The following is a 24924-nucleotide window of genomic DNA, read 5'->3' as shown; positions in this document are numbered from 1 at the left end:
GGGACCCACCAGGTATTATTGTGCATCGTGACCGGGAAAAATCCTCAAAGCTCTGAGGCCTTAAAAGAATTTTCTTCATCAATCGACGATGCAATTGACCCCTGCATACAATCATCTGAAAACAGCAGTCTCCCTGAACTTGCGGAGGGAGACTGCTGCCATTCATACGATCACAGGAATATGTAATCGGACATTACAGATACTTCTTCATCGCATCCACGAGAGCCTCTGCCTTCGTGCCAACGATGACCTGCGTAACCTGATCGCCAGCCTTCATGACGCCGGAAGCACCCAGAGCCTTGATTGCCTTTTCGTCAAGGTTCTTGTTGCTCTTCAGCACCAGGCGGATACGGGTGATGCAGGATTCGATTTCCTTGATGTTCTCTTTGCCGCCAAGGATGTCGACATACTTCTTTGCAAGGCCGTCATAGCCCTGGTCCTTGACCAGCTTGGAGAAACCTTCTGTTTCCTCATCGTCGTCGTCCTCACGGCCAGGGGTCTTGAGGTTGAACTTAACAATGGCGAAACGGAAGACGATGTAATAGATCACACCCGCTACCAAGCCGATCGGGATCAACAGCCACGGATTCTCTGCCAACGGCACCCAGGAGCTGAAGAACAGATCTACAAAGCCTGCGCTGAAGTTAAAGCCTGCACGGATCGGGAGAGCCGCTACAACCGCCATGGAAATACCGGTGAGCAGGGCATGGACGACATACAGTGCAGGAGCAAGGAACATGAAGGAGAACTCCAACGGCTCGGTTACGCCGCTGACGAATGCGCACAGCGCGCCTGCGAAGAGGATACCACCGGCAACCTGCTTCTTGCTCGGCTTCGCAGTGTGATACATTGCCAAAGCAGCACCCGGCAGACCGAACATCATGATCGGGAAGAAGCCGGACATGTACATACCGGTGACGCCGGGAGTGCCCGTGCCGCCCCAGAAATTGCCGATATCATTGATACCAGCAACATCAAACCAGAACACGGAGTTCAATGCGTGGTGCAGGCCAACCGGGATCAACAGTCTGTTGAAGAAGCCGTAGATACCAGCGCCGATCGCACCCAGGCTGATGATTGCCTCGCCGAATGCAACAAGTGCATTGTAAACAACCGGCCATACAAAGAAGAAGATCAAGCCAACTACTACGCTAACCAATGCCGTCACAATAGCTACCGAACGCTTGCCGCTAAAGAAGGACAATGCCTCCGGAAGTTTCGTGTTCTTAAAACGATTGTAGCAAAGTGCACCAACAACGCCGCAGATGATGCCGATGAACTGGTTGTTTGCCTTGGAGAAAGCAGCATCTGCTTCCGCCCCAGTCAAAACTGCGACGACGCTGGGATTCAAAATCTGCTGGACCATCAACCAGGAAACCAGGCCGGCCAGCGCGGATGTACCTTCGTGATCGTCGCTGAGACCAATCGCAACACCGATCGCGAACAAAATGGGCATGTTGTCAATGATCGCTCCACCGACTTTCACCAAGAAGAAAGCGATGACATTCGGATCACCAAGACCGGACATAACGTTGGAATCGATCATGTAACCAATTCCCATCAGGATACCTGCTACAGGCAAGCAGGCAATTGGAAGCATCAAAGCTTTTCCAAGCTTTTGAAGCTTTGCAAGGACCTTTTGCATAATTTTACCTCCTCGAAAAAATTAATTAATTCATACAAACCGGGTCCCTTTCCCGGTTTCTACCTTAATCAAGCTGCTGCACCGTCCGGCGCAGCTCCAGCACAGTGCCTGGGGTAACCGAAAGCTCATTGATTCCAATGTCTACATAGAACCTTGTCAATTCGGTATCTCCAGCGGATTCCCCACAAATCCCAATCCAGATTCCCGCCTTCTTTGCATTCTCCGCTGCCATCTGAATCATGCGGAGGACTGCCGGATGGCGAGGATCGTACATCGAAGAAATCTGCGGATTCATACGGTCCACAGCAAGTGTATACTGTGTTAAGTCGTTGGTCCCAACACTAAAGAAGTCCACTTCTTTCGCCAGTAAATCACTCAAAATGACAGAAGCGGGCGTTTCGATCATAATCCCGATTTCAAAGTCCGGTGCAAACGCAACACCTTCCGCCTTCAAATCTGCTTTTACTTGGTTGAGCAACTCCTTGATTTCCTTAACCTGTTCCACCGAAGTAATCATTGGGAACATGATAGCCAGCTTGCCAAAAGCAGAAGCCCGAACCAATGCACGCAATTGGGTAACAAAAAGCTCCTTACGGTCCAAGCTGATCCGAATCGCACGATATCCCATCGCCGGATTCTCTTCCTTAGGAATATTCAAATAAGGGACCTGCTTATCTGCACCTAAATCCAGTGTGCGGATAATCACACGCTTGCCCTTCATCCCCTCCAGGACCGTTTTATATGCTTCAAACTGTTGCTCTTCTGTTGGAAAATCGTCGCTCTCCATATAGAGGAATTCACTGCGGAACAAACCAATCCCATCGGCATCGTTTTCCAAAACCATCTCTACATCGCTGGGATGCCCTATATTGGCATTGATCTCCATTTCTACGCCGCTTTTCGTCACAGCCTTTGTCCCTTTAAGCAGCTGCAAATCTTTTTGATGCTGCAGGAAAGCGTCGCGCTTTTGCTCGTATTCCTTGAGGGTAGCCTCATCCGGCTCTATAATTACGTCGCCCGCGCTGCCGTCTACAATGGTCATCGCGCCATCTTTCAAGCTTGAAAACGCATCACAAAGTCCTACTACAGCAGGAATGCTCATCGTACGGGCCAGAATCGCCGAATGCGAACTCTTTGAACCCTGCTCGGTAACAAACGCCAGGACCTTGCTCTTATCCATTTGGACGGTCTCGCTCGGCATCAAATCAGAAGCAGCAACAATCGCTTCTTCCTTTAAACTATCCAAGCCACTGTCCAAATTCGGATCAAGGCAACTCAACAAGCGCTTCGAAATATCGACAACGTCGGCACTGCGTGCACGCATGTATTCATCGTCCATCTGGGCAAACATCGTTGAAAACTGCTGCGCTGCCTGCCAAACAGCATATTCTGCATTCACCTTTTCGTCAGAAATGCAATCTTTAATTGCATCAAAGAAATCGTCGTCCTGAAGCATCATGATATGGATCTGAAAGATCATCGAATTCTCTTCGCCTACTCGTTTTAAGGCATCCAGGTAAATCCGATTCAGCGCAGCTTCCGCCTCTTCTTTTGCGGATTCAACACGCTTAATCTCCGCCTCCACATCGGTAATCGGCTTTTTCGCAATTTTATCATCCAGCTTCACACAGAGCTTCAATTTCCCAATTGCAATACCATTGGAGGCTGCAATCCCTTTTAAGGCCTGCATTTCATCACCACTTTCTATAACCATCTCTTTTGCACACAGGAAACGTTTTAACTGTGAACAATCTGTTAATGTAATATTTATATTATAGCTTTTTCAACAAATTGTCAATATATTTAAAAAAAATCCATACTAGATTGTAAATCTTGTCCACTTCTGTGCAAAAGTAGTACGCAATTATTCTATCTCAAACCATAAATACCAAAAAAAGCATTCGGGAAATAAATAGGATTGACTGAAATCTATCGTTTGATAGTAAAATGATCTTCTGTTAATGTTTACATCCCGCTTACTGTTGTTATAATGAACAAATTTTCCTATTATAACAAGGAATTTATCAATTTGCAGTTTTTCCAGTTATTAAATGGAGCTTTTTCACACCTCCTGCACGATCTGGAAAACGGTAAAAAAGAAAAACAGCGGCCCGGGCAAAATGCCCGAACCGCTGCTGCGCAAATACAACTATCGAATCAAATCAAATAGCTATACTTATAAACTTGCTAATTCTTAGCCTACCGTTACCGTGCAGACCTTAACACCATTGACATACACGCCGGTGCTCTGGCCAGCGGAGCCGATTGCATAGACTGCGAAGTAGTAGTCGTTGCCATCGATCTTACCAGCCTGGGTCTTCAGAACAGCACCGTTGCCAACCGTGAAGGACGGAGCGGACGGAGCAGTGATCTTGAAGACATAGCGGTTGCCAGCTGCAAGGTTGAAGTCAACCGTCGTGTCGGAAGTCACAACAGGCTCCGTAACCTTGATGATGAAGAGCTTCACAGCGTTCTGGCCAGGAACCGTAGCATAAACGCCAGCGGTCGTGCCAACAGCGCCAGTAGCCTTGATGGTGTAGGTAGCCTGGCCGTTTGCGAACGGAGTCTTCAGAGCATGAACAGCAACATTGCCAGTGCCGATGGTAACCGGAGCCTCAACCTGGGAATTCACAACGAAGTCCTTTGTGGAGCCCTGCGGAACCTCAACGATGCCGGACAGGTCGCTGGAAACAACAACTTCCGGAATAGCCGTTACGGTGCAAGTTGCCGGATCATAATCTTCGATCTCATAGCCGTCGGAGTCAACAACCGTTGCAATCAGCTCGAAGCTGTTGGAGGTTGCATAGACATCGTCATAATCCTTAACGGAGATCGTCAGGGTTGCGCCATCAGCAGTGATGTCGAATACATCTCTGTCAGCGTCGCTGTAATCCCAAACGATGGAAGCACCTGCCGGCAGGGAAGTGCTTGCCGGATAGTTGGAAACAGTAACTGTATCGGAGAAGCCCTTAGCGATGGTGACTTCGCTCTTATCCAGAGCAACGCCTGCGAAGGAAACGCTTCTTACCAGGAAGGAATCCGTGTTGCTGTCAACAGACTTTCTCTCAACGGTGAAGCCTACGCCGCTGAATGCATCCGTGGAGCCAACGTCCTTAGCTGCCTTGTAAGCAACATCGCCAACATTGACATTGGAGCCAGCCAGTCTCAGTTTCACATCGCCGGAAATGCTATCGGAAACATAGAGCTTATCTGCACCAACAACCAGCTTGCCGTCGCCGGAAACGCTCTCAACTTCAACAGCGTCTCTGAACTCGATGGAGCCGCCCTCAGCGATATCGAGGGAGCCGAGCTCTACAGCGCCAGTCACAACAACGGTGGAATCCTCATCAACGGAAATATCCTGTGCATTCAGGATGGTCGGCAGGGTGCCCTGGAAGTCAACAAAGTTGACGTTGCCCTCATAAGCGCAATCCAGTTCCGTGATCTCTACATTGCCGCCCGTCAGGTTCAGTTCGCCGTCATCCTTCAGGACAACCTTCGCCAAACGGATCTGGCCGTCTTCGCTGCTGCAATCAACGGAGATGTTGGTTGCCTCGACCTTGCCGTTCACAACCGTATCGATCTCGTCGTCTTCTGCATCAATGGTAACGTCCTTATCGGTGAGAACGTCGCCGCTTACAGTACCGCCAACGATAGAGATGTTCTCATCTGCTTCGATGGAAGCTGCCGTGCCGTCGCTCATCTCAACACTGCCCTTGACGTCGAGTGCGCCAACCGTGCCGCCGGAGATGGAAACCGTGCCGGTTGCATCGGTGATGTCGCCGACCTTCGCCTTATCCTCAACGGAAACATCCACTGCGTCAGTGATCTTGCCAACGCTTGCGCTGCCAGTTACATTGACGTTGGTTTCGTTCAGAACCTTGATGTCATAGCCAGCCACGTTGCTGTCGGAATCCATGTGCGGAGCAGAAGTATACGGAGAAATCGTGGTCTTGCTGCCGTCCTTGTCGATCGTAACGGTGCCCGTCACGTCGATTCTCTTCAGGATCGTAGCCGTGGTGCTCTCTTCGGTGGTGTTGAACTTGGTCTTGTCACTGCCGGTTGCGCTCTTGATGGAGAGCTTCATCGTGCCAGTGCCCTTACCTCTGTTCTGGATAGAAGCGACCTCATCTTCGTTCGCTTCTCCTTTAGCATCAAAGGTATTGAATCTGGTGGTGGAAGAAGTCTCAATGCGGAGCGGATCGTCGTCCTCATTGACAGTGGTCTTCTCATAGGTAGCTTCCAGGTTTGCACCGGCAACTGCCTTATAAACTGCAACCTTCTTGACGTCAAGATCGTTGTAAGAAAGCTCCAAAGCCGGAACCTCTTCGCCGGTCTTCGTCTCCGGAACGCCGTCAACACCAACAAACAGATAGCCGCTCTCCACTACATGGATGGTGATTTCCTTCTGGCCCTTCAGGGTGATGTCGCGGTCGTCGCGGGTGATGGTCGCTTCGCCATAGACCATGATGGTCTCGGTGCCGGTCTTGTCGCTCTTAACTCTGGCCTTGCCGTCCTTAATGGAGATCAGGTTGTCGCCCTTTGCATGACGGAAGGAAAGATCCTCGCTGTCAACTGCAACGTCCTTTTCCGCCTTATCGGTGGTGGTCAGGGTCATGGTGCCGATCAGACCTTCGAGATCAAACTTGTACTCGTTCGGGTCCTCGGTATCCTTTACGAGGGTAACTTCATCGTCGCCGCTGAAGCTTACGCTGCCAGCTCTTTCACTGGAAGCTGCGAAAGCAAAAGTTCCCGAAAAGCTAGACGTGAGCAATGCCATTGCGAGCACTGCTGCGAGAGCTTTTCCTGTAATTTTTCTCATCCTTTTTGTCCTCCTTAAAAATCATGGTTTGCGTATTTGCGCACGCCTTAAGAGAAATGAACATAATGAACGTCACGGACATTAACAGGATTAGCCCTTGACTAAGACGATACGGGGGAGGCCCCTCCTAGATGGCGCTAGAAAGACAACCCACATATGCGTCCCTCATATGTTACTTGGATTATAAGATATTTATTTCGCAATGTCAAGTGCGGAAATCACAATATTTTTTGGATTTTTTTGCGAAAAACCCGCATGAATCCTAGGTTTTTGCCCTTTTGGAAGCGTTTGCTCTAAAATATTGGCAGCCTTGGCAGGCTTCTGCCAACAGCCGCGGGGCCGTGTTTTTCCGATTTATAAGCCTGGCTGTACGGGCAAATCATCGCACAGGCAGGCACGTTCCCCGCCATGTGAGACCACATAAATCCCGCACGGCGCCGTTCCCTTCCGGTCGCGGCAGCGCGGGCATTTGATTGTCAATCCTGCGCCCGTGGGGAGATCGTAACAGCAGGCAACGCGGTTGCAGGAACAGCCGCTGGACGCATACCAAGGGCAGGCGGCGCGGTTGGTGCAGTGCTTCACCGCAGGCAAATCCACGTATTCCGAGGCAATCTTGCCACCCTTTTGATACTCCCCGTTGCTGATCAGGATATGGGAAGCGGAAATCTCCGCAAGCCAATGGCTCCAATGGCTGGCCGTCCCATGGTGCGGCGCCTTTACAATATAATAGTCGCGGTATAGGCGCCCGGCAATGGCGTCAAAGCTCTCCGGCGCCGCGTCCCCCGTCATTAGGATATCATCCAGGCTGGCTTCCTTTGTGCGGCGGTTGTGGAAGATCACGCTGGCCGCATTCAGTTCATCGGAATAGGCGGCCGTCGTGCCCGGATCGGTCAGAATCTGTACGACGTCCGGGGCAGTTGGCAAAAGATGCAGCTCTGGAAGCAGCGCGTCAATCTGCTCCAAGAGGGCGTCCAACTGCGCGATTCCTTCCGCCCGGAGGGGGGACGATTGGCAGCAGGCGTCATACGCCTTCCCGTAGCGCGCCTTGAGCTCCAAAAAGCGGCGGGCCGCCTCCGGCAAAAACGGGGAAGCCAAGCAGACGTTTAACTGTTCCACCGCCGAAGCGAAGAGCTCCGAAAAGGGGTACCCCTCCCGGTCCGGCCAAAGCACCTCGTACGTCACGCCGTCAAACAAAAAACTGGAGCCGCCCGCAATCGGATAGACGCGGTCCGCCCCCGCACTTTTCGCAATGCGGCTAAAAATTCGCAGGGCGCTCAAATTGACCTGCGCATAATCGCTCTGCCGCGGCAAAAAGGCATAGACAAATAAAGCAAAATCCAGCAACAAATGCTGCCCGCGCGCGTCCGCCGGGGATACCGGCAAAAGGATGCGGTCAAAATACCCGCCGCGTTTCGACAGCATCTGATACAGCCCACAGAGATGGTCCCTGTGATAATGGGTCAACAAAAACTCACGCCCTGAGCAGCCGGAATAGCGCTCCATCAACGTTGGGTCCACATAGGCGCTGAAATCCAAATCCCCTTCGCGGATCTTCTGGTTGATGCTTCCGCAGTCCACCATCAGAATATCGTGATGGGAACCGCCCAAAACAATGCATTCCCCATATTCTACATTATGTAGTTCGAGCCATTGCAAAACGGCTCACCCCCATACTCCTATAATAAATCGTCCAACCCCTGCACTTTCCCGTTTTCAAAAATGCCGGTGATGACCGTCCCATTCGCCAATGTCAGCGTCCCTTTGCCATGGCGCAGGTCGTCTTTCCACTCCCCTGCGTATAGAACCGCCCCATTCCGGTATTCGGTTCCGTGCCCATCGCGTTTGCCGTCCTTCCATTCGCCCGTATATAATAGGTTGCCTTCCGCGTCGAAGGCCGTCCCGCATCCCGTCGGGATATTATCCCGCCACTTTCCGACAAAAATGGAACCGTCATGGGAGCTAAAGGAGATCCCCGACCCGTGGCGCAGGTTGTCCTTCCAGTTGCCGACGTAGCAAAGCTTGCCCGACTTATAATAATAGGTACCGAATCCGTCGCGCTTGTCCTCATGATATCCGCCCTCGTAGGCGGTATGGCCATTCGTCATCTCGGTGCGCCCATTGCCTTCGCGCATTCCATTTAAAAGATCGCCAAAGTAGGCATAACTCTCTTCCGCACTGATAATAATGCGTTTGACCGGCATAGCGGCGGGCTTTGGCGATCCATCGGCCTCCTCGCCGGTTTGCTGCGAAGCTTTTTGCTTTAACTCCGGCGCATGCACAACAATCCCGTGCCGGTTTTTCGCCGCCACCGCGTAGCGCTCCGCATGCGGCGGGCGTACGACTTCTTCGAACGCATCGTCCTCTGCCGGCTTTTCCTCCGCGGCAGGTTCCGGCTCCTTTTGTTCCTGGGCCTTGAGCTCCGCTTGCACCAACTTTAAAAGCTGGGAAAGGCCGGAATTCAACGCAGGAAGCGGAAGCTCCTTTTCTTGCCAGGAGGGCTGCGGAACGTCCAAAGTCGGCGGGCAGGCCGTACCCCACTGGGCCGGTTTTGCAGCGTCCTGGCCCGCGGAAAAAAGCTCATGGTCCGCCGCATAGTCCCCCTCTTGCGCAGCCGCAGGGGATTCTGAAGCCGGTAGCTCCAGGGAGGGTTCCTCTGCGATGGTCTTCTCGGGCTCCGTCCCCGCTGTTTCCGTCTCTGTCTCAGGAGTATCCGCATCATTGGCGATGTATGTAAACCCTGCGAAGGCGGACTCTTCCCCGCCGGTTTCCGAATCCTCCGGGCGATAAACAAGATCTTCAGGGATTGCCTCCGACGGGCGTTCCACCAAAGATCGGCGCAACGCCGCTTCTTCCTCCGTGCAGTAGCAAAAATCCCCTTCCGAAGTCTCCGCCCAGACGCGGGGCTCTCCCAAGCGCGCATCCGCCAAGCTTTGTTCCGGCGTGCCGCGGCGCAGCGCGCAGGGGACCAGTTTGATCCGGCTGTATTTCCCGCTGTCCGGGTTCCACTCCGTCAAAAGCAGGCCGCCTGCAACCGGGGATAGCACGGCCGCCGGAAGCCGATCCCTCCGGCCGTCCATATAATAAGCGGTGCTCTCCCAACGCAATTCCAACGAAAAACGCGCTTTGCTCACCGGCTCGCCGCGCTCCCCGAAATGAACCAGTTCAAACCCATTTTCATCGCGAAAAGCCTGCTGGACCAAAGCGCCGCCGCGCCGGACAGACCACGTGAAGCGATGCCAGCCTACTCTTCCACGATAAACCGTCTTGACGCCGGAGTTGAAGTCTTCTTCCCGCACAGACACCGTCCGGTCCTGTGTAAAGCATTCGCGCCGTGCCTGGCTCAGCAGGGAAGGCTTGGCGGCGGGGCCGTCGTAGTCCCGATGGTACACGGCATAAAAAAGGATGTCCGTTTCGCTTTGCATAGTCGATCCTTCCTTAATCAAAGAAAGCAAAGGCTTTCTATCTCTATCATTATATATAAGGTCATTATACATGTTTCGCGCTGGTTCCGCAAGGATTTCAGACGCACAGCGCCTTTTCACGGGTCCGCTGCACAAGCAAAACAAGAAACGAGGCCCCTGCCCAGGAGATTTCCTGGACAGGGGCCCCGCTGTTTCTTTGGAGCAAGATTCCTCTGCTTCCGCAGATGCAGGGAGCCATTCCCAGCATACCGCCATTTTTATGAGCTACTATCATCGCGGAGCCCCTGAAACGGCTATGGCAAAGCAATTACGCTTTAAACATATGCTCCACATTCTGCATCGCATGGCCGACCGCATGCATGGCGCGGTGCGCGTCGCGGCGCAGATGGCGGTTGTTCTTCATCATCTGGCTGCCCAGCGCTGCCACTGCGACACTGGCCACAATGCCCGCGCCGATCCCCTTGACAAAGCCCATCGTTTCCTTATACATCATATACGACCTCCAAATTGCATTCGATTTTTCCAACAATTCGATCAGGGTGTTCCCCCGCATTAGTTTCCCCTCCTTATGGATGAATATCGATTCCGTTTGTTTCCGGTCCTTTTGCAAAATTTTGCGGTTTCTGGCGATTGATGGTATAATGGCCATGCATCTTAGCAAAACTGAAATCGGGCATGTCCCGGGGGAGAATGAAAAACATGGCAACACTCAACATTGTACTGGTGGAACCGGAAATCCCGCAAAACACCGGAAATATCGCCCGCACCTGCGCGGCCACCGGCGCCCGGCTTCACCTAGTCGGGCCGATGGGGTTTAAAATCGACGACCGGAAGCTCAAGCGCGCGGGCCTGGATTACTGGCATCTTTTGGACATCACCTATTACGATAGTCTTTCCGATTTTTTCAGGCAAAACAGCGGCAATTTCTACTATTTTTCCACAAAGGCACGGCACGTGCATTCCGACGTCGCCTATCCGGACGGCTGTTATCTGGTGTTTGGCAAGGAGACCGCCGGACTGCCGGAAGAGCTGCTTCTTCAGCATCCGGACAACTGTGTGCGCATCCCGATGCTCAACGACCCATCTGCACGCAGCCTGAACCTCTCGAATTCGGTGGCAGTCGGCGTCTATGAAGTATTGCGGCAGTGGAATTATCCGGATCTTCTCTGCGCCGGGCAGCTTCACCGGCTCTCCTGGGATTGACAGAAAGCGCCGGAAAACCGCCTTAGACCCTGCAAAAATCGGGTCTTCTCTCTTGAAAATAATTCCCATTTATTGTATACTGAAAATCAAGCATAGAAGACTCTGAAAATTCAAATAAAGGAGCGCAAACGTTATGAATTACCTGAATAAAAAAACCGTCGAAGACATCGACGTAGCGGGCAAGAGAGTCCTCGTCCGCTGCGACTTTAACGTCCCGTTTGATGCAGAGGGCAACATCACCGACCCGAAGCGCATCAACGAGGCTATGAAAACCATTAAATATTTGATCGACCACAAAGCGAAGGTCATCCTCTGCTCCCACCTGGGCCGCCCGAAGGGTGAATTCAACATGAAGTATTCCCTCGCTCCGGTCGCTGAATACCTCTCCAAGGCACTCGGCCAGGAAGTCAAGATGGCGAAGGACGTTGTCGGCGAGAGCGCAAAGAGCATTGCCGCTTCCCTGCAGGACGGCGAGGTCGAGATGATCGAAAACGTCCGCTTCCATAAGGAAGAAGAAAAGAACGATCCGGCCTTCGCAAAGGAGCTCGCTTCCTTGGCGGAAATTTATGTCAATGACGCATTTGGCACGGCACATCGTGCGCATGCTTCCACCGCTGGCGTTGCCGACTATCTGCCGGCTGTCTGCGGCTATCTGATCCAGAAGGAAATCACCATCATGGGCGGCGCGCTCACCGAGCCGAAGCGCCCGTTCGTCGCCATCCTGGGCGGCGCGAAGGTCTCCGATAAGATCGGCGTCATCACCAACCTGCTGGACAAGGTGGACACCCTCATCATCGGCGGCGGCATGGCTTACACCTTCATGAACGCACTGGGCTATTCCATCGGCACCTCCATCTGCGAGGGCGACAAGGTCGAGCTGGCAAAGGACACGATGGCAAAGGCCAAGGAAAAGGGCGTCAAGTTCCTGCTCCCGGTGGATAACGTTGTTGCAACCGAGTATAAGGCCGACGCAGAGAACAAGGTCGTCGATTCCGACCAAATCCCGGACGGCTGGATGGGCATGGACATCGGCCCGAAGACCTGCGAGCTGTTCGCAGACGCCATCAAGGGCGCTGGAACCGTGGTCTGGAACGGACCGATGGGCGTCTCCGAGTGGGATGCTTTTGCAAACGGCACGATCGCCGTTGCGAAGGCTGTTGCAGACAGCGGCGCAATCTCCATCATCGGCGGCGGCGATTCCGCTGCTGCGGTTGAGAAGCTCGGCTTCGCGGACAAGATGACCCATATCTCCACGGGCGGCGGCGCTTCCCTCGAGTTCCTGGAGGGCAAGGTTCTCCCGGGCATTGCCTGCTTGAACGATAAGGACTAATTTGAGCATCCGCGCCTTCGGCGGGGACTCCCGCCTGCCAGGGATTCGTTCCCGGCTGTGCGGTTCCCGCCGGAGGCTTCTTTTTTGACTATCATATAAAAGGGGATAGACATCCATGAACAAAGCACTGAGAAAAGCCGTCATCGCCGGCAACTGGAAAATGAACAAGACCCCTGCCGAGGCCAAAGAGCTGATCGAAGGCATCAAGCCGTTGGTCGCTGGCGCAGGCTGTGACGTCGTTGTTTGCGTCCCGTATGTGGATCTCGCCACCGCTCTGGAGGCAACCGCAGGCACCAACATCGGCGTGGGCGCGGAGAACTGCCACTGGGAAGTTTCCGGCGCTTACACGGGAGAAATTTCCGCAAATATGCTCACCGCAATGGGCGTAAAATACGTTATCATCGGCCACAGCGAGCGCCGCACCTATTTTGGCGAGACGGACGTCACCGTCAACAAGCGCGTGCGCGCTGCATTGGACAGCGGCCTGACCGTGATCCTCTGCGTGGGCGAATATTTGGAGCAGCGCGAACAGGGCATCACCGCCGAGCTGGTGGCTATGCAGACCAAAATCGCATTGCAGGGCGTCAGCAAGGACGAGCTCTCCCGCGTGATCATCGCTTATGAGCCGGTCTGGGCAATTGGCACCGGCAAGACCGCGACCGCAGAGCAGGCCAACGAGGTCTGCGCCATCATCCGCGAGACCGTGAAGGGCCTCTACGACGAGGCGGCCGCCAATGCGATGACGATTCAGTACGGCGGTTCGATGAACGCGAAGAATGCGGCGGAACTGCTGGCGCAGCCCGATGTGGACGGCGGCCTGATCGGCGGCGCTTCCTTGAAACCCGCAGACTTCGCGGAGATTGTCAAAGCTGCTACGCAGGGCTAATATCCCCTGCAATGTTTAATAGAGTAGGAGATCGAATCATACATGAGTAAAAAACCTCTGATTTTGATGATTTTAGATGGTTTTGGCATTGGCGGCGATTACGGCAACGCAATCAAGGCGGCCAACAAGCCGAACCTGGACCGCATTTTCGGCAGCAACCCGATCACGCAGATCGGGGCGTCCGGCATGGACGTCGGCCTGCCGGACGGCCAGATGGGAAACTCTGAGGTTGGCCACACCAACATCGGCGCCGGCCGCATTGTGTACCAGGAGCTGACCCGCATCACCAAGGCCATCCAGGATGGCGACTTCTTTGAGAACTCCGCCTTCATCTCCGCAGTGGATAACGCCATTGCGAAAAAGACCGCGCTGCATCTCATTGGGCTGCTCTCCGACGGCGGTGTGCACAGCCACAACACCCACCTGTATGCCCTGGTGGAATTGGCCAAGCGCCGCGGCCTGAAAAAGGTCTATGTCCATGCATTGCTCGACGGCCGCGATGTCCCGCCGACTTCCGGCAAAGACTATGTGGCCGAGTGCGCCGAGAAGCTCAAGGAGATCGGCGTGGGCCAAATCGCTACTGTCATGGGCCGCTACTATGCGATGGACCGCGACAACCGCTGGGAGCGCGTGGAGAAAGCCTATGCAGCCATGGTGTACGGTGAAGGCATCCAGTGTGCCGACCCGGTCCAGGCAGTAGAGGATTCCTATAAAGAGAATGTAACCGACGAGTTCGTCGTTCCAACCGTCTGTGCAGAAGGCGCAGAGATCGGCGCGGACGATTCCATTATCTTCTTTAACTTCCGCCCGGACCGCGCGCGCGAAATTACGCGCACCTTTGTCGATCCGGAATTCACCGGCTTTGAGCGCAAGAAGGGCTTCTTCCCGGTCAAATACGTCTGCATGACGCAGTACGACGCTACCATGCCGAACGTCCTGGTGGCCTTTAAGCCGCAGAGCCTGAAGAACACCTTTGGCGAATACATCTCCGACAAGGGCCTGACCCAGCTGCGCATTGCAGAGACGGAGAAATACGCGCATGTGACGTTCTTCTTCAACGGCGGCGTCGAAAAGCAGTATCCCAATGAGGACCGCGTGCTGGTCAACTCCCCGAAGGTGGCCACCTACGATCTGCAGCCGGAGATGAGCGCTTACGAGGTCACCGACCGGTTGATCGAGCGCATTGAATCCGGCAAATACGATGTGATTATCCTGAACTATGCAAACTGCGACATGGTCGGCCATACGGGCGTTTTTGACGCCGCAAAGGCCGCCGTGGAAGCGGTGGATACCTGCGTTGGGCGCGTATTGGATGCGATCGCCAAGCAGAACGGCGTGGCGCTGATTACAGCGGACCACGGCAATGCGGACAAGATGTACGAGGAAGATGGCTCCCCGTTCACCGCGCATACAACCAACCCCGTTCCCTTCTGTGTGGTCGGCTATCCCTGCAAGAAGCTGCGCAAAGGCGGCCGCCTTGCGGACATCGCCCCCACCATGCTGCAGATCCTGGGCCTGCCCCAGCCTGCGGAAATGGACGGCCGTTCCCTCATCGAGGAATAAACCGGCCGTTCTTCCCATTGTGTTAGAGGGGGCGGAAGGAAACAGGCTTCCGCCCCAGCTTGTGGAACGCGGACCTACTAGCAGTTGCTGGAAGATCCCGTTCTACAATACAAATTGACAATCCGTCCTCCAAACAGGAAAAGGGCGTTTCCCCGAGAGGGGAAGCGCCCTTTTCCTATGTGTGGATTGTAGATGGAAGATTTATTTCTTAATTTCTGTTTTCCACAGGCCATGAAGATTGCAATACGCATAAACAGCGATCAATTCGTCATCCTGCAATGCAAAAGATACCTCCGGCTTCTCTCCCGGCTGAATGGCCTTGCGCTGGCCGCCATGCGCCGTCTGCAGATATACCCAAGCAATATAATGCTCTTCCGTCGATGGATGCTCAACGCTTCCCACGCTGACCTTGACAACATTCCCATCCATCTCAACCACCGGCAGGTGCTTCTCCGTTGCGCCCTCTGTGGTGTTGGGGACCAATTCGCTCATTTTTTCCCCACAGCAAACCAGCGGCACGCCGGAATCATGAATCAACCCGACAATATTCCCGCAATGCTTGCAAATATAGAATTTCACTTCTTTGCTCATCTCTTTGACCTCCATTCCAATTCTTTTGTTAAGAAATTTTTCGCAGGATGCATGTTTCCTGTACGTTTATTATACCCTATGAAACGGGGGTTGTATAGGCGCATTTCCATTTTTTCGAATCCTTTTCGAGTGGCAATTTTTCGGTTCCATCCGGCATTGGATTACGCAAAGCTTACGTTTCTATGACAATTTTGTATCCACATTGCATTGCCTCAGAAAAGATGTTAGAATAAATGAAAAAACGGGAAGGAGTGACGGAATGAAACGTTTTGCGGCAATTTTCTTGTGTGTGATTCTTTTGTTTTCCCTTGCCGCATGTGAGCAAGACGAACCCAGCAATGCAAACAAATCCTTCCAATACCATCTGGCCGCGGAGCCGGAGACGCTCGATCCGCAAATCGCCGCCGATGAATCCGGCATCATCCTCATCCAGGCCCTTTTTGAGGGATTAACCCGCCTGGACGCCGACGGCAATGCTGTGCCCGGTGTGGCGGAGAGTTGGACTTCCAACGCCGATTTTACCCAATTCACCTTCCAGCTGCGCGAGGACGCCGTTTGGAACGACGATGACAATACGCCTGTGACCGCTGACGACTTCGTCTATGCCTTCCAGCGCGCGCTGGACCCCGCAACCAACTCGTCCACATGCAGCCCCATGTATTGCATCCAAAACGCTCGCGCCGTCCATGCCGGGGAATTGCCGGTGGAGCAGCTGGGGGTTTCCGCTTTGGATGCCCATATCCTATCGGTGCAATTGGAATATTCCTGCGAAGACTTCCCGGAGCGTACCGCTTCCGCCGTCTTCATGCCCTGTCACAAGGATTTTTTCCTCACCACAGGCGGACGCTACGGCTTGGATCGTTCTACGTTGCTGTGCAATGGCCCCTTTGCCATCGACGGCGTGTACGGCTGGGAACACGGTTCCTACATCAATTTGCGCCGCTCTCCCAGCTATTCCGGCAATAGCCAGCCGCTCCCGTCCGACGTCAAGTTCAGCATCGGCAACAAAAAGGTCGATGTTTCCGACCCCGTGGCCGCTTTGACGGATGGAACCGTGGACGCCATCGCCATGCCCTCCGACCTGGTCGAAGAGGCCAAGGAAGCGGGCTGCACTGTGACCGGCTTTGAAGATACCACGTGGGGGCTGTGCTTTAACACGCAAGATGAGGTGATGCAAAACCTCAATATCCGCAAGGCTTTTACCCAGGCGTTTTCGCGTGAAAAAGTCTTGGCCCATCTTCCGGAGGGCGCAACAGCTGCGGAAAACATCATCCCGCCGGACACAAAGCTCTTCGGACACGACTACCGCGAATTGGCGGGCGGCGGCGCTTTCTATCCCCTACAGGATACAGCCGCGGCGCAGTATCTGGCCGCCGGTATCCAGGAGCTGGGCCTGGAGGCCCTCCCAAAGGTGACCATCCTGTGCCCGGACGATCCGGATGTCAAGCTGATGGTCAACGAGATGCTGACCGAATGGAATACACAATTTGACGACTATTTTAATATGGAACCGCTCAGCGACAACGAACTGGCGTCCCGGGTTTCTTCGGGGAATTACCAGATCGCCATCTGTTCCATTACGCCGGAATCGTCCGGCCCATTGGCCGTCCTGAACCTGTTCCGCAGCGATAATCCGAACAATCCGGCCCATCTGCGCTCCGCAGGGTTCGACGAAAACCTCGCCAATGCGGAAAATCAGAGCGGTACGGAGGCCGCTGTTTCTTGCGCCGCAATGGAGCGGTACCTCAACGAGCAATGTATCTTTTACCCCTTGTTCTACGAAAGCCACTATTTTGCCACCGCTCCTGGCGTGACGGGGATTGTGTTCCATCCCTATGGCGGAGGCGTCGATTTTATCAATGCCGGCAAGGATAGCTTATAAAGCACTTTACGCCGGGCAGCACATCTCCATGATTCCTATGCGGCATGCGCATGTGCTTTCATCCATATCTTTCTGGGAGGCCAGTCGATGATTACCTCTTGTATGGCGTTTTATCCCTGCCTTGACCTTGCAAAAACCGAGATGTTTTATACCCAAGTGGTCGGCCTGCGCACGGTCTTCGCCTCGGATACCGTCCGTATTTTCCACGCCAAGCAGGGATATTTTGCCTTTGTCGCCTATGGGGACGGGGAAATCCCCCGCAAACACCTGTGCTTGTCGCTCAATTGCGCCAACCGGGAGAGCGTCAATGCGGAATACCAGCGCATCTGCGCACTCGGCATTCAGCCGCAGAGCGCCCCTGCGCAGCATCCATCCCAACCGGTCTATTCGTTCTTTTTGGAGGACCCGAACGGTTACACGGTGGAATTCCAGAAAATCGATGGATTCCAGCTTACATAGCGGAGAACTTCATCTTTTATAAAAGGCCGCACAAGCGAAAGCTTTCCCGTGCTACACATGCTCTGCATTTCTAAGGGGGAATTTATGAAAACGATCGTTGTCTATAGTTCGCAATACGGCGCAACCGAACAGTATGCGCTCTGGCTGGCAGAAGCGCTGGACGCAGATCTCTATGCAGTCCGCGCGATTTCCGCCGATGTATTGGGCGGCTATGATTGTATCCTGTACGGCGGGGGCCTCTATGCCGGAGGGGTCAAAGGGCTTCCCACTTTTCTGAAGCATTTCTCCAAATGCGAAGGGAAACCCCTGATCCTGTTTACCTGTGGGATTGCAGACCCAAAGGACCCAGCGAATGTCGAACAGATCCGCAGCCAATTGCACAAGGCGCTCCCAGCAAATATCGCAGCGCAATGCACCTTTTTCCACCTGCGCGGCCGGCTGGACTATCCGCACTTAACGGTGGTACACCGGGCGATGATGGCCATGCTCCGGAAGATGCTCTTGAAAAAGGAGCCCTCTTCCCTGCGGGAGGAGGACCGCCAGCTCCTGGAAACCTACGGCAAGGACGTGAATTTTATAGACCGCTCCGAAATCGAACCGATTGTGTCCTTTGTCCGCAGAGGCGCGGAATAGGACCTCTTATCTCATTATAAAACGGAAGGGAAAAATTTTCCCTTCCGTTTTTCTTTTTTCGCAATCCTTCCCGCGTGGCACAGTACACCGCTTCCCTCTCCCTTTTTAGCAACCCCCTGTCCCTTTCTATAAATCCCCCTGAATTTCCGTTCCCCGCTAAAACAAAAGAGCGGACAGGAAGACTCCCCCATCCGCTCCAATTCGTATAAAAATCTAAATAAATTACAAATCGTAGATTTCTTCCGCGCTCAAGATGGTAATTCCATTCTCCCTGAGCATGTTTACTGCCCGCTCGCTGTCGTCCACACGAAGAATCACAAAGGCTTTTCCATGTTCGCGGCTGACAAACGCATAGATATATTCCACGCCAATCTGATTGTCCGCCAGCACGCGCATGGCTTTGGCAAATTCGCCGGGGTGGTCGTCGATCCCCATGGCGATCACGCTCGTGAGGGAAACCGTCAATCCCGCAGCCTTCAAAGCTTCTACGGCTTCCTTTGGCTTATTGACAATCAACCGCAAAATACCGAAATCGCTGGTATCCGCGATGGAAACCGCCCGGATATCCACATTTGCTGCGGCAAGCGCCTCCGTGATCTCTGCAAGGCGGCCGGACTTATTCTCCACAAAAACGGAAATCTGCTGGATCTGCATACCGATTCCTCCTTTATGGTTTGATTCTCTTTCAGTTACGCGCTTGGGCTTCCCGCATGCGGGACCGGCGCCAACCGAAACAAGCTTCGCGCTTTTTTATACGTCCGCGTTGTACCCCAGTTCAAACGCTTTGAGGTTCATATCGATAAATTTGGACGGCACCGTCTCCTTGATGGTATCGATCCAGACCTCCTTGGGGAGATCCAGTTTCTTGGCCATGGCGCCGATCAAAACCACATTGACCGCCTTGGATGAACCGGCCTCTTCCGCCATCCCCAAAGCGTCCAGCGCAACGACCTTTACGCCCTGCTCGCGCACCTTTCCAAGTATGTCCTTCGGGTATTCGGCCACGCCCGTTACAACGGGCATCGGGTCCATCTGCTGGGTGTTGACCACCACGGTCCCCTCCGGCTTTAACCACGGCAGGTACCGGGCCGCCTCCAATGCTTCAAACGCCAGCAGAACGTCCGCCTCACCCTGCGCGATGATCGGGGAATACACCTTATCGCCATAGCGCACATACGTCACCACGGACCCACCGCGCTGGCTCATGCCGTGCACCTCGGAAACCTTTACATCGACGCCCTGGCTCAACATCGCGCTGCCCAGCACACGGCTGGCCAGCAGCGTTCCCTGCCCGCCTACGCCGACAATCATGACACTTTTCACGTTGCTCATGCCTGTACCTCCTGTTCTGTGATCGCGCTCTTCGGGCACAGGGTGGTGCATACGCCGCAGCCTACGCACTGCGTGCGGTCAATTGCAGCTTTCCCGCCGTGCACACTGATCGCCGGGCAGCCAATGCCCAGGCACGCTTTACATCCAATACATTTCTCCGTATCCACCACAAGGGACGGCTTATGTTTCACATATTTCAACAGCGCGCACGGACGGCGGCTGATGATGACAGAAGGCTCCTCCGCTGCCAGTTCCTCTTTCAGAACTGACTCTACCTCTTTGAGGTTATAGGGGTCGCAGACGCGCACCCGCTTGATGCCGACCGCTTTGCAGAGCGCCTCCAAATCGACTGCTGTGGTGGGGTCGCCCTTGATGTTGTAACCGGTCGTCGGGTTCTGCTGATGGCCGGTCATGCCCGTAATCGAGTTGTCGAGGATGATGACCACGGAATTGCTCTGATTGTAGGCGATGTCGATCAAGCCCGTAATACCGGAATGAATGAACGTGGAGTCGCCGATGACCGCAACGCTCTTCTGCTCCGCGTCCTTGCCGCGGGCCTTGTTGTAGCCGTGCAGCGCAGAGACGGACGCGCCCATGCAGATGCAGGTATCGATCGCGCTCAACGGGGCGGATGCGCCGAGGGTATAGCAGCCGATGTCGCCGCTGACATAGACCTTTGCCTTCTTCAGGGCATAGAACAGGCCCCTGTGCGGGCAGCCGCAGCACATCACCGGCGGGCGGCCCGGCGTCTCCGCATCCACCTTTTTGCTCTCCGGCACCTTGCCCAGCATGCACTGGCGGATCACATTCTGCGAAAACTCATCGCAGCGCGGGAATACGTCCTTGCCATGCACGGCGATCCCGTTCTTTTTGCAGAACGACTCGATCACATCGTCGAGCTCTTCAATGACATAGAGCGTCTTGACCTTGGAGGCCAGCTCTTGGATCTTCTTGAGGGGCAGCGGGTGTACCATCCCCAGCTTTAAATAGGACACGGTATCGCCCAACGCCTCTTTTGCATACTGATATACCGCGCCGGAAGCGATCACACCGACCTCGGAATGATTGTCCTCCAACACGTTGATGTCCGCTTCATCCGACCAGGCGGAAAGCTTCTGCGTGCGCTCCTCCACCTTATAGTGCTTCGGCTTCGCAAAAGCGGGCAGCATGACGTTTTTCGCAGGGTTTTTCTCGTACGGCTTGAGTGCATGCTCCTCGCGCTCATACAGCTCCACCGGGCTGCGGCTGTGCGCGACGCGCGTCGTCAAGCGCAGGAGCACCGGCGTATCGAACTGCTCGGAGAGCTCGTAGGCCAGCTTGGTGAAGTCCCGGCACTCCGCGGAATCAGCGGGCTCCAGCATCGGGAGCTTTGCGGCAATCGCATAGTTGCGGGAATCCTGTTCGTTTTGCGACGAATGCAGGCCCGGGTCGTCGGCCACGGCAAGCACCATGCCACCGTTCACGCCGATGTAGCTCATCGTGAAGAGCGGGTCCGCAGCCACATTCAGGCCCACGTGCTTCTGCGCGCAGAATGAGCGCGCCCCGGCAAAGCTCGCGCCAGCGGCGACCTCCGCCGCCACTTTCTCGTTCGAAGCCCATTCGCAGTAAATTTCCTCATACGTGGCGGCCGCCTCTGTGATCTCCGTGCTGGGGGTGCCAGGATAGCTGGACACCACCCGCACACCGGCCTCATAAAGGCCGCGCGCGACCGCTTCGTTTCCCAACAGTAACTTTTTCATTTTACCTCTCCTATATATCAGACCTATCCGCCGCATGGACGGATGAAATTCCCATGTTCGCTTATTCCTCCGGCTCGTTGCGCAGGTCCAGGATGCGTTTTGCCTTGCCCTGGAAGCGCTCCAAGCTCTTGGGTTCGGCCAGCGTGACCTTTGTCTCCAGGCCAAGGACGCTCTTCAGGCGGTCGTGGATCTTATGCTGCAACGCCTCCAGCTCTCCATAGCTCTGCAACAGTTCGCCGTTGCTGAGCTCCACTTTGACCTCCAGGGTATCCAGGAAGTTCTTCTTGCGCACGATCAGCTGATAGTGCGGGCCGACATGCTCCATCCCCACCAAAACGCTCTCGATCTGCGACGGGAATACGTTGACGCCCTTGATAATCATCATGTCGTCGGTGCGCCCCATCACCTTATCCATGCGCGCGTGGGTGCGTCCGCATGCACAGGGTTCATAATTGATGCGGGTGATGTCCTTGGTGCGGTAGCGCAGGACTGGCATTCCTTCGCGCGACAGCGTGGTGACCACCAGCTCGCCCACTTCACCCGGCCCCTTGCGCTCAAGGGTATCCCGGTCGATGATCTCCGGCAGGAAGTGGTCCTCCGCGAAGTGCAGGCCGCAGCGCAGTTCGCACTCGCCGGAAACGCCCGGGCCGCCGAGTTCGGTCATGCCGTAGTTATCTGTTACAAACATATGTAGATTCTTTTCGATCTGCGTCCGCATCTCTTCGGTGCAGCCCTCGGACCCCAGCAGGCCGATGCGCAGCTTGTATGCGCTGGCGGGATACGGGGATTCCTTGACCATCTCGCCCAGATACAGCGCATAGGATGGGGTTGCCACCAACCCGGTCACGCCAAAATCGCGGAACATCATCAGCTGCTTCTGCGTATTTCCGGAGGATGCCGGGATAACCGTCGCACCCAGCTTTTCCAAGCCGTAGTGCAGGCCCAGCGCCCCGGTAAACAGGCCGTAGCCAAAGGAAATCTGGATGATGTCCTCATCCGTCACGCCGGAAGCCGCCCCGATGCGGGCGATCAGCTCCGCCCAGGTGTCGATGTCCTTCTTGGTATACACGCCGACCGTGGGCTTGCCGGTGGTCCCGGAGGAGGCGTGGATGCGCACAATATTTTTCATTGGGCACGCCATCATGCCAAAGGGATAATTGTCGCGGATGTCATCCTTTGTGGTAAAGGGGATATATTGGATATCCGACAAGGTTTTTATCTTATCGCCGGTAACGCCGGCTTCTTGCAGCCGCTCATGATAAAACGGGATGTTATTGTAGCAATAATCCACCATCTTTTTCAGCTTTTGCAGCTGTAGCGCCTCAATATCTGCGCGGCGCATGGTTTCCACGTCTTTTTGATAAAACATGGATCGGGTACACCTCCACACAACAGCCGCTCCAGGAAAAACGGCGGGGGCCGTGCTCCGTCGTTTGGTGGAGGCGATGCTGTAAAATTTACCGCACCAAAGGCCAGCTCTGGTGCGGTTGTCTTTTGTTATTTTAACTCTTTTTCCGTCGAAATGCAACCTGCTTTTTGTGGAAGGCATACGGTTTCGAGCAATGTGTGCAGTTTCTTTAACGCTTTTTGGTGATATAGTACAAAAGCAAAGGGAAATATCACCACACACTCCTTATTTTTCCTTTTCTTTTGGTGCTAACGGCAAGCAAATCGTGAAGGCAGTCCCCTTTCCGGGCTCGCTCTCCACCCCAATTTCCCCGCCGTACAGCGCTACCAAATGCTTGACAATGGAAAGGCCCAAGCCCGTGCCGCCGATCTCCCTGGAACGGCTGGTATCCACGCGGTAAAAACGTTCGAATAAGCGCGGGAAATGCTCTTTCGCAATGCCAATCCCTGTGTCCTTCACCCGCACCACAGCGGTCTGACGCTGGCGCTGCGCCGTGATGAACACGCTGCCGTCCTTGACGTTGTATTTGACCGCATTGTCGATCAGGTTCCCAAAGAGCTGCTGTAAGCGTGTCGGCGTACAAGCCACATAGAGCTCCGGATCGGCATCGATATGCATGCGGACATGGTTCTCCTGGCCGAGCGACTTTGCGCGCTCCACACAGGCTTCCAGCGCCTCTTTCACATTGCAAGGGCGCATGGAGGGGTCGTCCTTGGCGTTCTCGATCTGGGAGAGCACCAAGAGGTCGTCAATTAAATGGGTCAGGCGGTCTGTCTCAATATCCAATACATCATAAAAATACCGGCGTGTTTCCTCATCGCGGTCCGCGCTCTTCAGAAGCTCGATGCTGCCGCGGATCGAGGTCAGCGGCGTTTTGAGTTCATGGGTGACATTGGAGACAAACTCACTGCGCATCTGCTCCATTTTCCGCATGCGCGTCACATCGGAAAGGACCACCAATGCCGAACCTGTGGGCCGCGCCTCCATCGGCGCTGCATAAACGGTATACCGCTTATCCTCCGGCAAATTGATCCATTCGTCATTGATCGGTTTTCCGGCACAGATCGTTTCTTGCAGCAGGGCGGAAACTTTTGTCAGCAGAAGGCTACCTTCCAGATGGTCCCCGACCTGCATCGACGGGCAGTGGAGCAACTTGCGTGCGCTCTGGTTGAGGAAGAGCACTTCCCCGCCCTCGTCTACTGCAAGAACCCCGTCATTCATCCCCTGGAGGACCCCTTCCAACTGTTCCTGCTTTGTCTTGAGAAGGCTCACCGCGTGTTCCGTGCTGTCTGCCATCTGATTAAACGCCTGGGCCAGCTCTGCAAATTCATAGCTAAATTTCCCTTCCACCCGGATGGAAAATTCGCCGTCCGCCAAGCGGCGTGCTGCAACGCTCATCCGTTTGACTGGTTCGCTGATCCACGTGACAAAAATGCTCGACGCCATACACACCATCACAATACCAAACAGCATACCGAGCCCTGCATCCATCCACATCTGCTGGATTGTCTCCTCCAGCGCGCCTGTAGGCAACGCCGCACGCAAATAATATTGCCCTACGTGCCGCGCCTCATAGTAATATTGTGTTCCCACGCTGTTGCTCTTTCGCATATCATACCCAACACCCTCTTCACGCGCCTGTAGGATCTCCGGGCGGTCTGCGTGGTTTTCTGTGATCTCCCGCCCCTCGCTATCCCCCAGGACGTTTCCTTCCTCATCCAGGATGGTGATGCGGATGGGCAACCCCGCCTCTTGCAGCGCTTCCCCCAAAGCAGAAGCTTCTTTTTCCGGATCTTCCAAATCCTCTATCTGTGTAGAAAGCACCGCCAGCGCGGTATCCAATTGCCTGGTGAACTCCCGCTCGTATTGATTTTGTACTAGCAATGTGGCTGTCAAAAAGGCGGCTACAAAGCCTACGACAATTATGATGATGTTGCACAGCATCATCCGCTTTTTCATTTTGCTGTCCCCTCTGCTTGTCAGATAAATACGATGTAAAAAAAGTGGCA

19 protein-coding genes are annotated in these 24924 nt (G+C 54.4%); 7 read left to right on the top strand and 12 right to left on the bottom strand.

From position 1 onward, the window contains the following. Window positions 1-193: 193 nt before the first annotated feature. The 6 genes from nagE to I2G69_RS00360 form a co-directional block, all read right to left on the bottom strand. Window positions 194-1645, bottom strand: coding sequence for an N-acetylglucosamine-specific PTS transporter subunit IIBC (gene nagE / locus I2G69_RS00385; RefSeq protein ID WP_191362726.1), 1452 nt, complete (start codon window positions 1643-1645; stop codon window positions 194-196). A 64-nt stretch (window positions 1646-1709) separates the two neighbouring features. After that, the gene (ptsP, locus tag I2G69_RS00380; protein ID WP_191362727.1) at window positions 1710-3335 is read right to left on the bottom strand and encodes a phosphoenolpyruvate--protein phosphotransferase; all 1626 of its coding nucleotides are present in this window, start codon (window positions 3333-3335) and stop codon (window positions 1710-1712) included. Between the two features lie 504 nt (window positions 3336-3839). Then, window positions 3840-6467 (bottom strand): hypothetical protein, encoded by a 2628-nt coding sequence (locus I2G69_RS00375; protein ID WP_195560004.1) that lies wholly within the window; start codon window positions 6465-6467, stop codon window positions 3840-3842. A 354-nt stretch (window positions 6468-6821) separates the two neighbouring features. Beyond that, window positions 6822-8123 (bottom strand): hypothetical protein, encoded by a 1302-nt coding sequence (locus I2G69_RS00370; RefSeq protein ID WP_191405855.1) that lies wholly within the window; start codon window positions 8121-8123, stop codon window positions 6822-6824. Between the two features lie 20 nt (window positions 8124-8143). Next, the gene (locus tag I2G69_RS00365; RefSeq protein WP_195560003.1) at window positions 8144-9889 is read right to left on the bottom strand and encodes an MORN repeat-containing protein; all 1746 of its coding nucleotides are present in this window, start codon (window positions 9887-9889) and stop codon (window positions 8144-8146) included. A gap of 307 nt (window positions 9890-10196) precedes the next feature. After that, window positions 10197-10382, bottom strand: a complete 186-nt coding sequence (locus I2G69_RS00360) for a hypothetical protein (RefSeq protein ID WP_243254710.1) — start codon at window positions 10380-10382, stop codon at window positions 10197-10199. Window positions 10383-10588: 206 nt separating this feature from the next. Between I2G69_RS00360 and I2G69_RS00355 the strand changes: the two genes are divergently transcribed. The 4 genes from I2G69_RS00355 to gpmI all read left to right on the top strand — a co-directional run bounded on the left by I2G69_RS00355 (window position 10589) and on the right by gpmI (window position 14871). Beyond that, complete coding sequence (locus I2G69_RS00355) at window positions 10589-11092, top strand: tRNA (cytidine(34)-2'-O)-methyltransferase (protein WP_195560002.1); 504 nt, start codon at window positions 10589-10591, stop codon at window positions 11090-11092. A gap of 133 nt (window positions 11093-11225) precedes the next feature. Then, window positions 11226-12422 carry a phosphoglycerate kinase gene (locus I2G69_RS00350; RefSeq protein ID WP_273701019.1) on the top strand — a complete coding sequence of 399 codons (1197 nt, stop codon included), beginning with the start codon at window positions 11226-11228 and terminating at the stop codon, window positions 12420-12422. A 115-nt stretch (window positions 12423-12537) separates the two neighbouring features. Beyond that, window positions 12538-13308, top strand: a complete 771-nt coding sequence (tpiA, locus tag I2G69_RS00345; RefSeq protein ID WP_087229801.1) for a triose-phosphate isomerase — start codon at window positions 12538-12540, stop codon at window positions 13306-13308. A 42-nt stretch (window positions 13309-13350) separates the two neighbouring features. After that, the gene (gene gpmI / locus I2G69_RS00340) at window positions 13351-14871 is read left to right on the top strand and encodes a 2,3-bisphosphoglycerate-independent phosphoglycerate mutase (protein WP_195560001.1); all 1521 of its coding nucleotides are present in this window, start codon (window positions 13351-13353) and stop codon (window positions 14869-14871) included. Between the two features lie 201 nt (window positions 14872-15072). Here gpmI and I2G69_RS00335 read toward each other — a convergent pair whose 3' ends face one another. Then, entirely contained in the window at window positions 15073-15462 is a 390-nt protein-coding gene (locus tag I2G69_RS00335) for a desulfoferrodoxin family protein (protein ID WP_195450393.1), read from the bottom strand. Between the two features lie 259 nt (window positions 15463-15721). Here I2G69_RS00335 and I2G69_RS00330 point away from each other — a divergent pair, with 259 nt between their 5' ends. From I2G69_RS00330 to I2G69_RS00320, 3 genes are all read left to right on the top strand, one after another. After that, window positions 15722-17344, top strand: coding sequence for a peptide ABC transporter substrate-binding protein (locus I2G69_RS00330; protein ID WP_195560000.1), 1623 nt, complete (start codon window positions 15722-15724; stop codon window positions 17342-17344). 87 nt (window positions 17345-17431) lie between these two features. Further along, complete coding sequence (locus I2G69_RS00325; protein ID WP_191395431.1) at window positions 17432-17803, top strand: VOC family protein; 372 nt, start codon at window positions 17432-17434, stop codon at window positions 17801-17803. A gap of 84 nt (window positions 17804-17887) precedes the next feature. Next, a complete protein-coding gene (locus I2G69_RS00320; RefSeq protein ID WP_195559999.1) occupies window positions 17888-18436 on the top strand; it encodes a flavodoxin domain-containing protein in 549 nt (182 codons plus the stop codon). A 222-nt stretch (window positions 18437-18658) separates the two neighbouring features. Here the strand turns inward: I2G69_RS00320 and I2G69_RS00315 are convergent, their stop codons facing one another. From I2G69_RS00315 to I2G69_RS00295, 5 genes are all read right to left on the bottom strand, one after another. After that, window positions 18659-19090 (bottom strand): ACT domain-containing protein, encoded by a 432-nt coding sequence (locus I2G69_RS00315; RefSeq protein ID WP_087229785.1) that lies wholly within the window; start codon window positions 19088-19090, stop codon window positions 18659-18661. Between the two features lie 96 nt (window positions 19091-19186). After that, window positions 19187-19768 (bottom strand): indolepyruvate oxidoreductase subunit beta, encoded by a 582-nt coding sequence (locus I2G69_RS00310; RefSeq protein WP_087229782.1) that lies wholly within the window; start codon window positions 19766-19768, stop codon window positions 19187-19189. After that, a complete protein-coding gene (gene iorA / locus I2G69_RS00305; RefSeq protein ID WP_087229779.1) occupies window positions 19765-21507 on the bottom strand; it encodes an indolepyruvate ferredoxin oxidoreductase subunit alpha in 1743 nt (580 codons plus the stop codon). Before iorA ends, I2G69_RS00310 begins: the two co-directional genes overlap by 4 nt. Window positions 21508-21568: 61 nt before the next feature. Next, window positions 21569-22876: a phenylacetate--CoA ligase family protein gene (locus tag I2G69_RS00300; RefSeq protein ID WP_087229776.1), complete on the bottom strand. Its 1308-nt coding sequence runs from the start codon at window positions 22874-22876 to the stop codon at window positions 21569-21571. Window positions 22877-23140: 264 nt separating this feature from the next. Beyond that, window positions 23141-24874: an ATP-binding protein gene (locus I2G69_RS00295; RefSeq protein ID WP_087229774.1), complete on the bottom strand. Its 1734-nt coding sequence runs from the start codon at window positions 24872-24874 to the stop codon at window positions 23141-23143. Window positions 24875-24924: the final 50 nt, after the last annotated feature.

This window comes from Anaeromassilibacillus sp. D41t1_190614_C2 (assembly GCF_015558525.1).
GTDB classification, from domain to species: domain Bacteria; phylum Bacillota; class Clostridia; order Oscillospirales; family Acutalibacteraceae; genus Anaeromassilibacillus; species Anaeromassilibacillus stercoravium.
Note: the sequence above shows the minus strand (reverse complement) of the source record. Positions and strands in the feature narration are given on the sequence as shown.

What these genes read in the sequence shown, in the direction of transcription:
- I2G69_RS00295 (WP_087229774.1), bottom strand. Translation starts at nt 24,874, where the DNA reads ATGAAAAAGCGGATGATGCTGTGCAACATCATCATAATTGTCGTAGGC.
- gpmI (WP_195560001.1), top strand. Translation starts at nt 13,351, where the DNA reads ATGAGTAAAAAACCTCTGATTTTGATGATTTTAGATGGTTTTGGCATT.
- I2G69_RS00335 (WP_195450393.1), bottom strand. Translation starts at nt 15,462, where the DNA reads ATGAGCAAAGAAGTGAAATTCTATATTTGCAAGCATTGCGGGAATATT.
- tpiA (WP_087229801.1), top strand. Translation starts at nt 12,538, where the DNA reads ATGAACAAAGCACTGAGAAAAGCCGTCATCGCCGGCAACTGGAAAATG.
- I2G69_RS00315 (WP_087229785.1), bottom strand. Translation starts at nt 19,090, where the DNA reads ATGCAGATCCAGCAGATTTCCGTTTTTGTGGAGAATAAGTCCGGCCGC.
- I2G69_RS00300 (WP_087229776.1), bottom strand. Translation starts at nt 22,876, where the DNA reads ATGTTTTATCAAAAAGACGTGGAAACCATGCGCCGCGCAGATATTGAG.
- I2G69_RS00350 (WP_273701019.1), top strand. Translation starts at nt 11,226, where the DNA reads ATGAATTACCTGAATAAAAAAACCGTCGAAGACATCGACGTAGCGGGC.
- I2G69_RS00310 (WP_087229782.1), bottom strand. Translation starts at nt 19,768, where the DNA reads ATGAGCAACGTGAAAAGTGTCATGATTGTCGGCGTAGGCGGGCAGGGA.
- iorA (WP_087229779.1), bottom strand. Translation starts at nt 21,507, where the DNA reads ATGAAAAAGTTACTGTTGGGAAACGAAGCGGTCGCGCGCGGCCTTTAT.
- I2G69_RS00330 (WP_195560000.1), top strand. Translation starts at nt 15,722, where the DNA reads ATGAAACGTTTTGCGGCAATTTTCTTGTGTGTGATTCTTTTGTTTTCC.
- nagE (WP_191362726.1), bottom strand. Translation starts at nt 1,645, where the DNA reads ATGCAAAAGGTCCTTGCAAAGCTTCAAAAGCTTGGAAAAGCTTTGATG.
- ptsP (WP_191362727.1), bottom strand. Translation starts at nt 3,335, where the DNA reads ATGCAGGCCTTAAAAGGGATTGCAGCCTCCAATGGTATTGCAATTGGG.
- I2G69_RS00375 (WP_195560004.1), bottom strand. Translation starts at nt 6,467, where the DNA reads ATGAGAAAAATTACAGGAAAAGCTCTCGCAGCAGTGCTCGCAATGGCA.
- I2G69_RS00325 (WP_191395431.1), top strand. Translation starts at nt 17,432, where the DNA reads ATGATTACCTCTTGTATGGCGTTTTATCCCTGCCTTGACCTTGCAAAA.
- I2G69_RS00355 (WP_195560002.1), top strand. Translation starts at nt 10,589, where the DNA reads ATGGCAACACTCAACATTGTACTGGTGGAACCGGAAATCCCGCAAAAC.
- I2G69_RS00365 (WP_195560003.1), bottom strand. Translation starts at nt 9,889, where the DNA reads ATGCAAAGCGAAACGGACATCCTTTTTTATGCCGTGTACCATCGGGAC.
- I2G69_RS00360 (WP_243254710.1), bottom strand. Translation starts at nt 10,382, where the DNA reads ATGATGTATAAGGAAACGATGGGCTTTGTCAAGGGGATCGGCGCGGGC.
- I2G69_RS00320 (WP_195559999.1), top strand. Translation starts at nt 17,888, where the DNA reads ATGAAAACGATCGTTGTCTATAGTTCGCAATACGGCGCAACCGAACAG.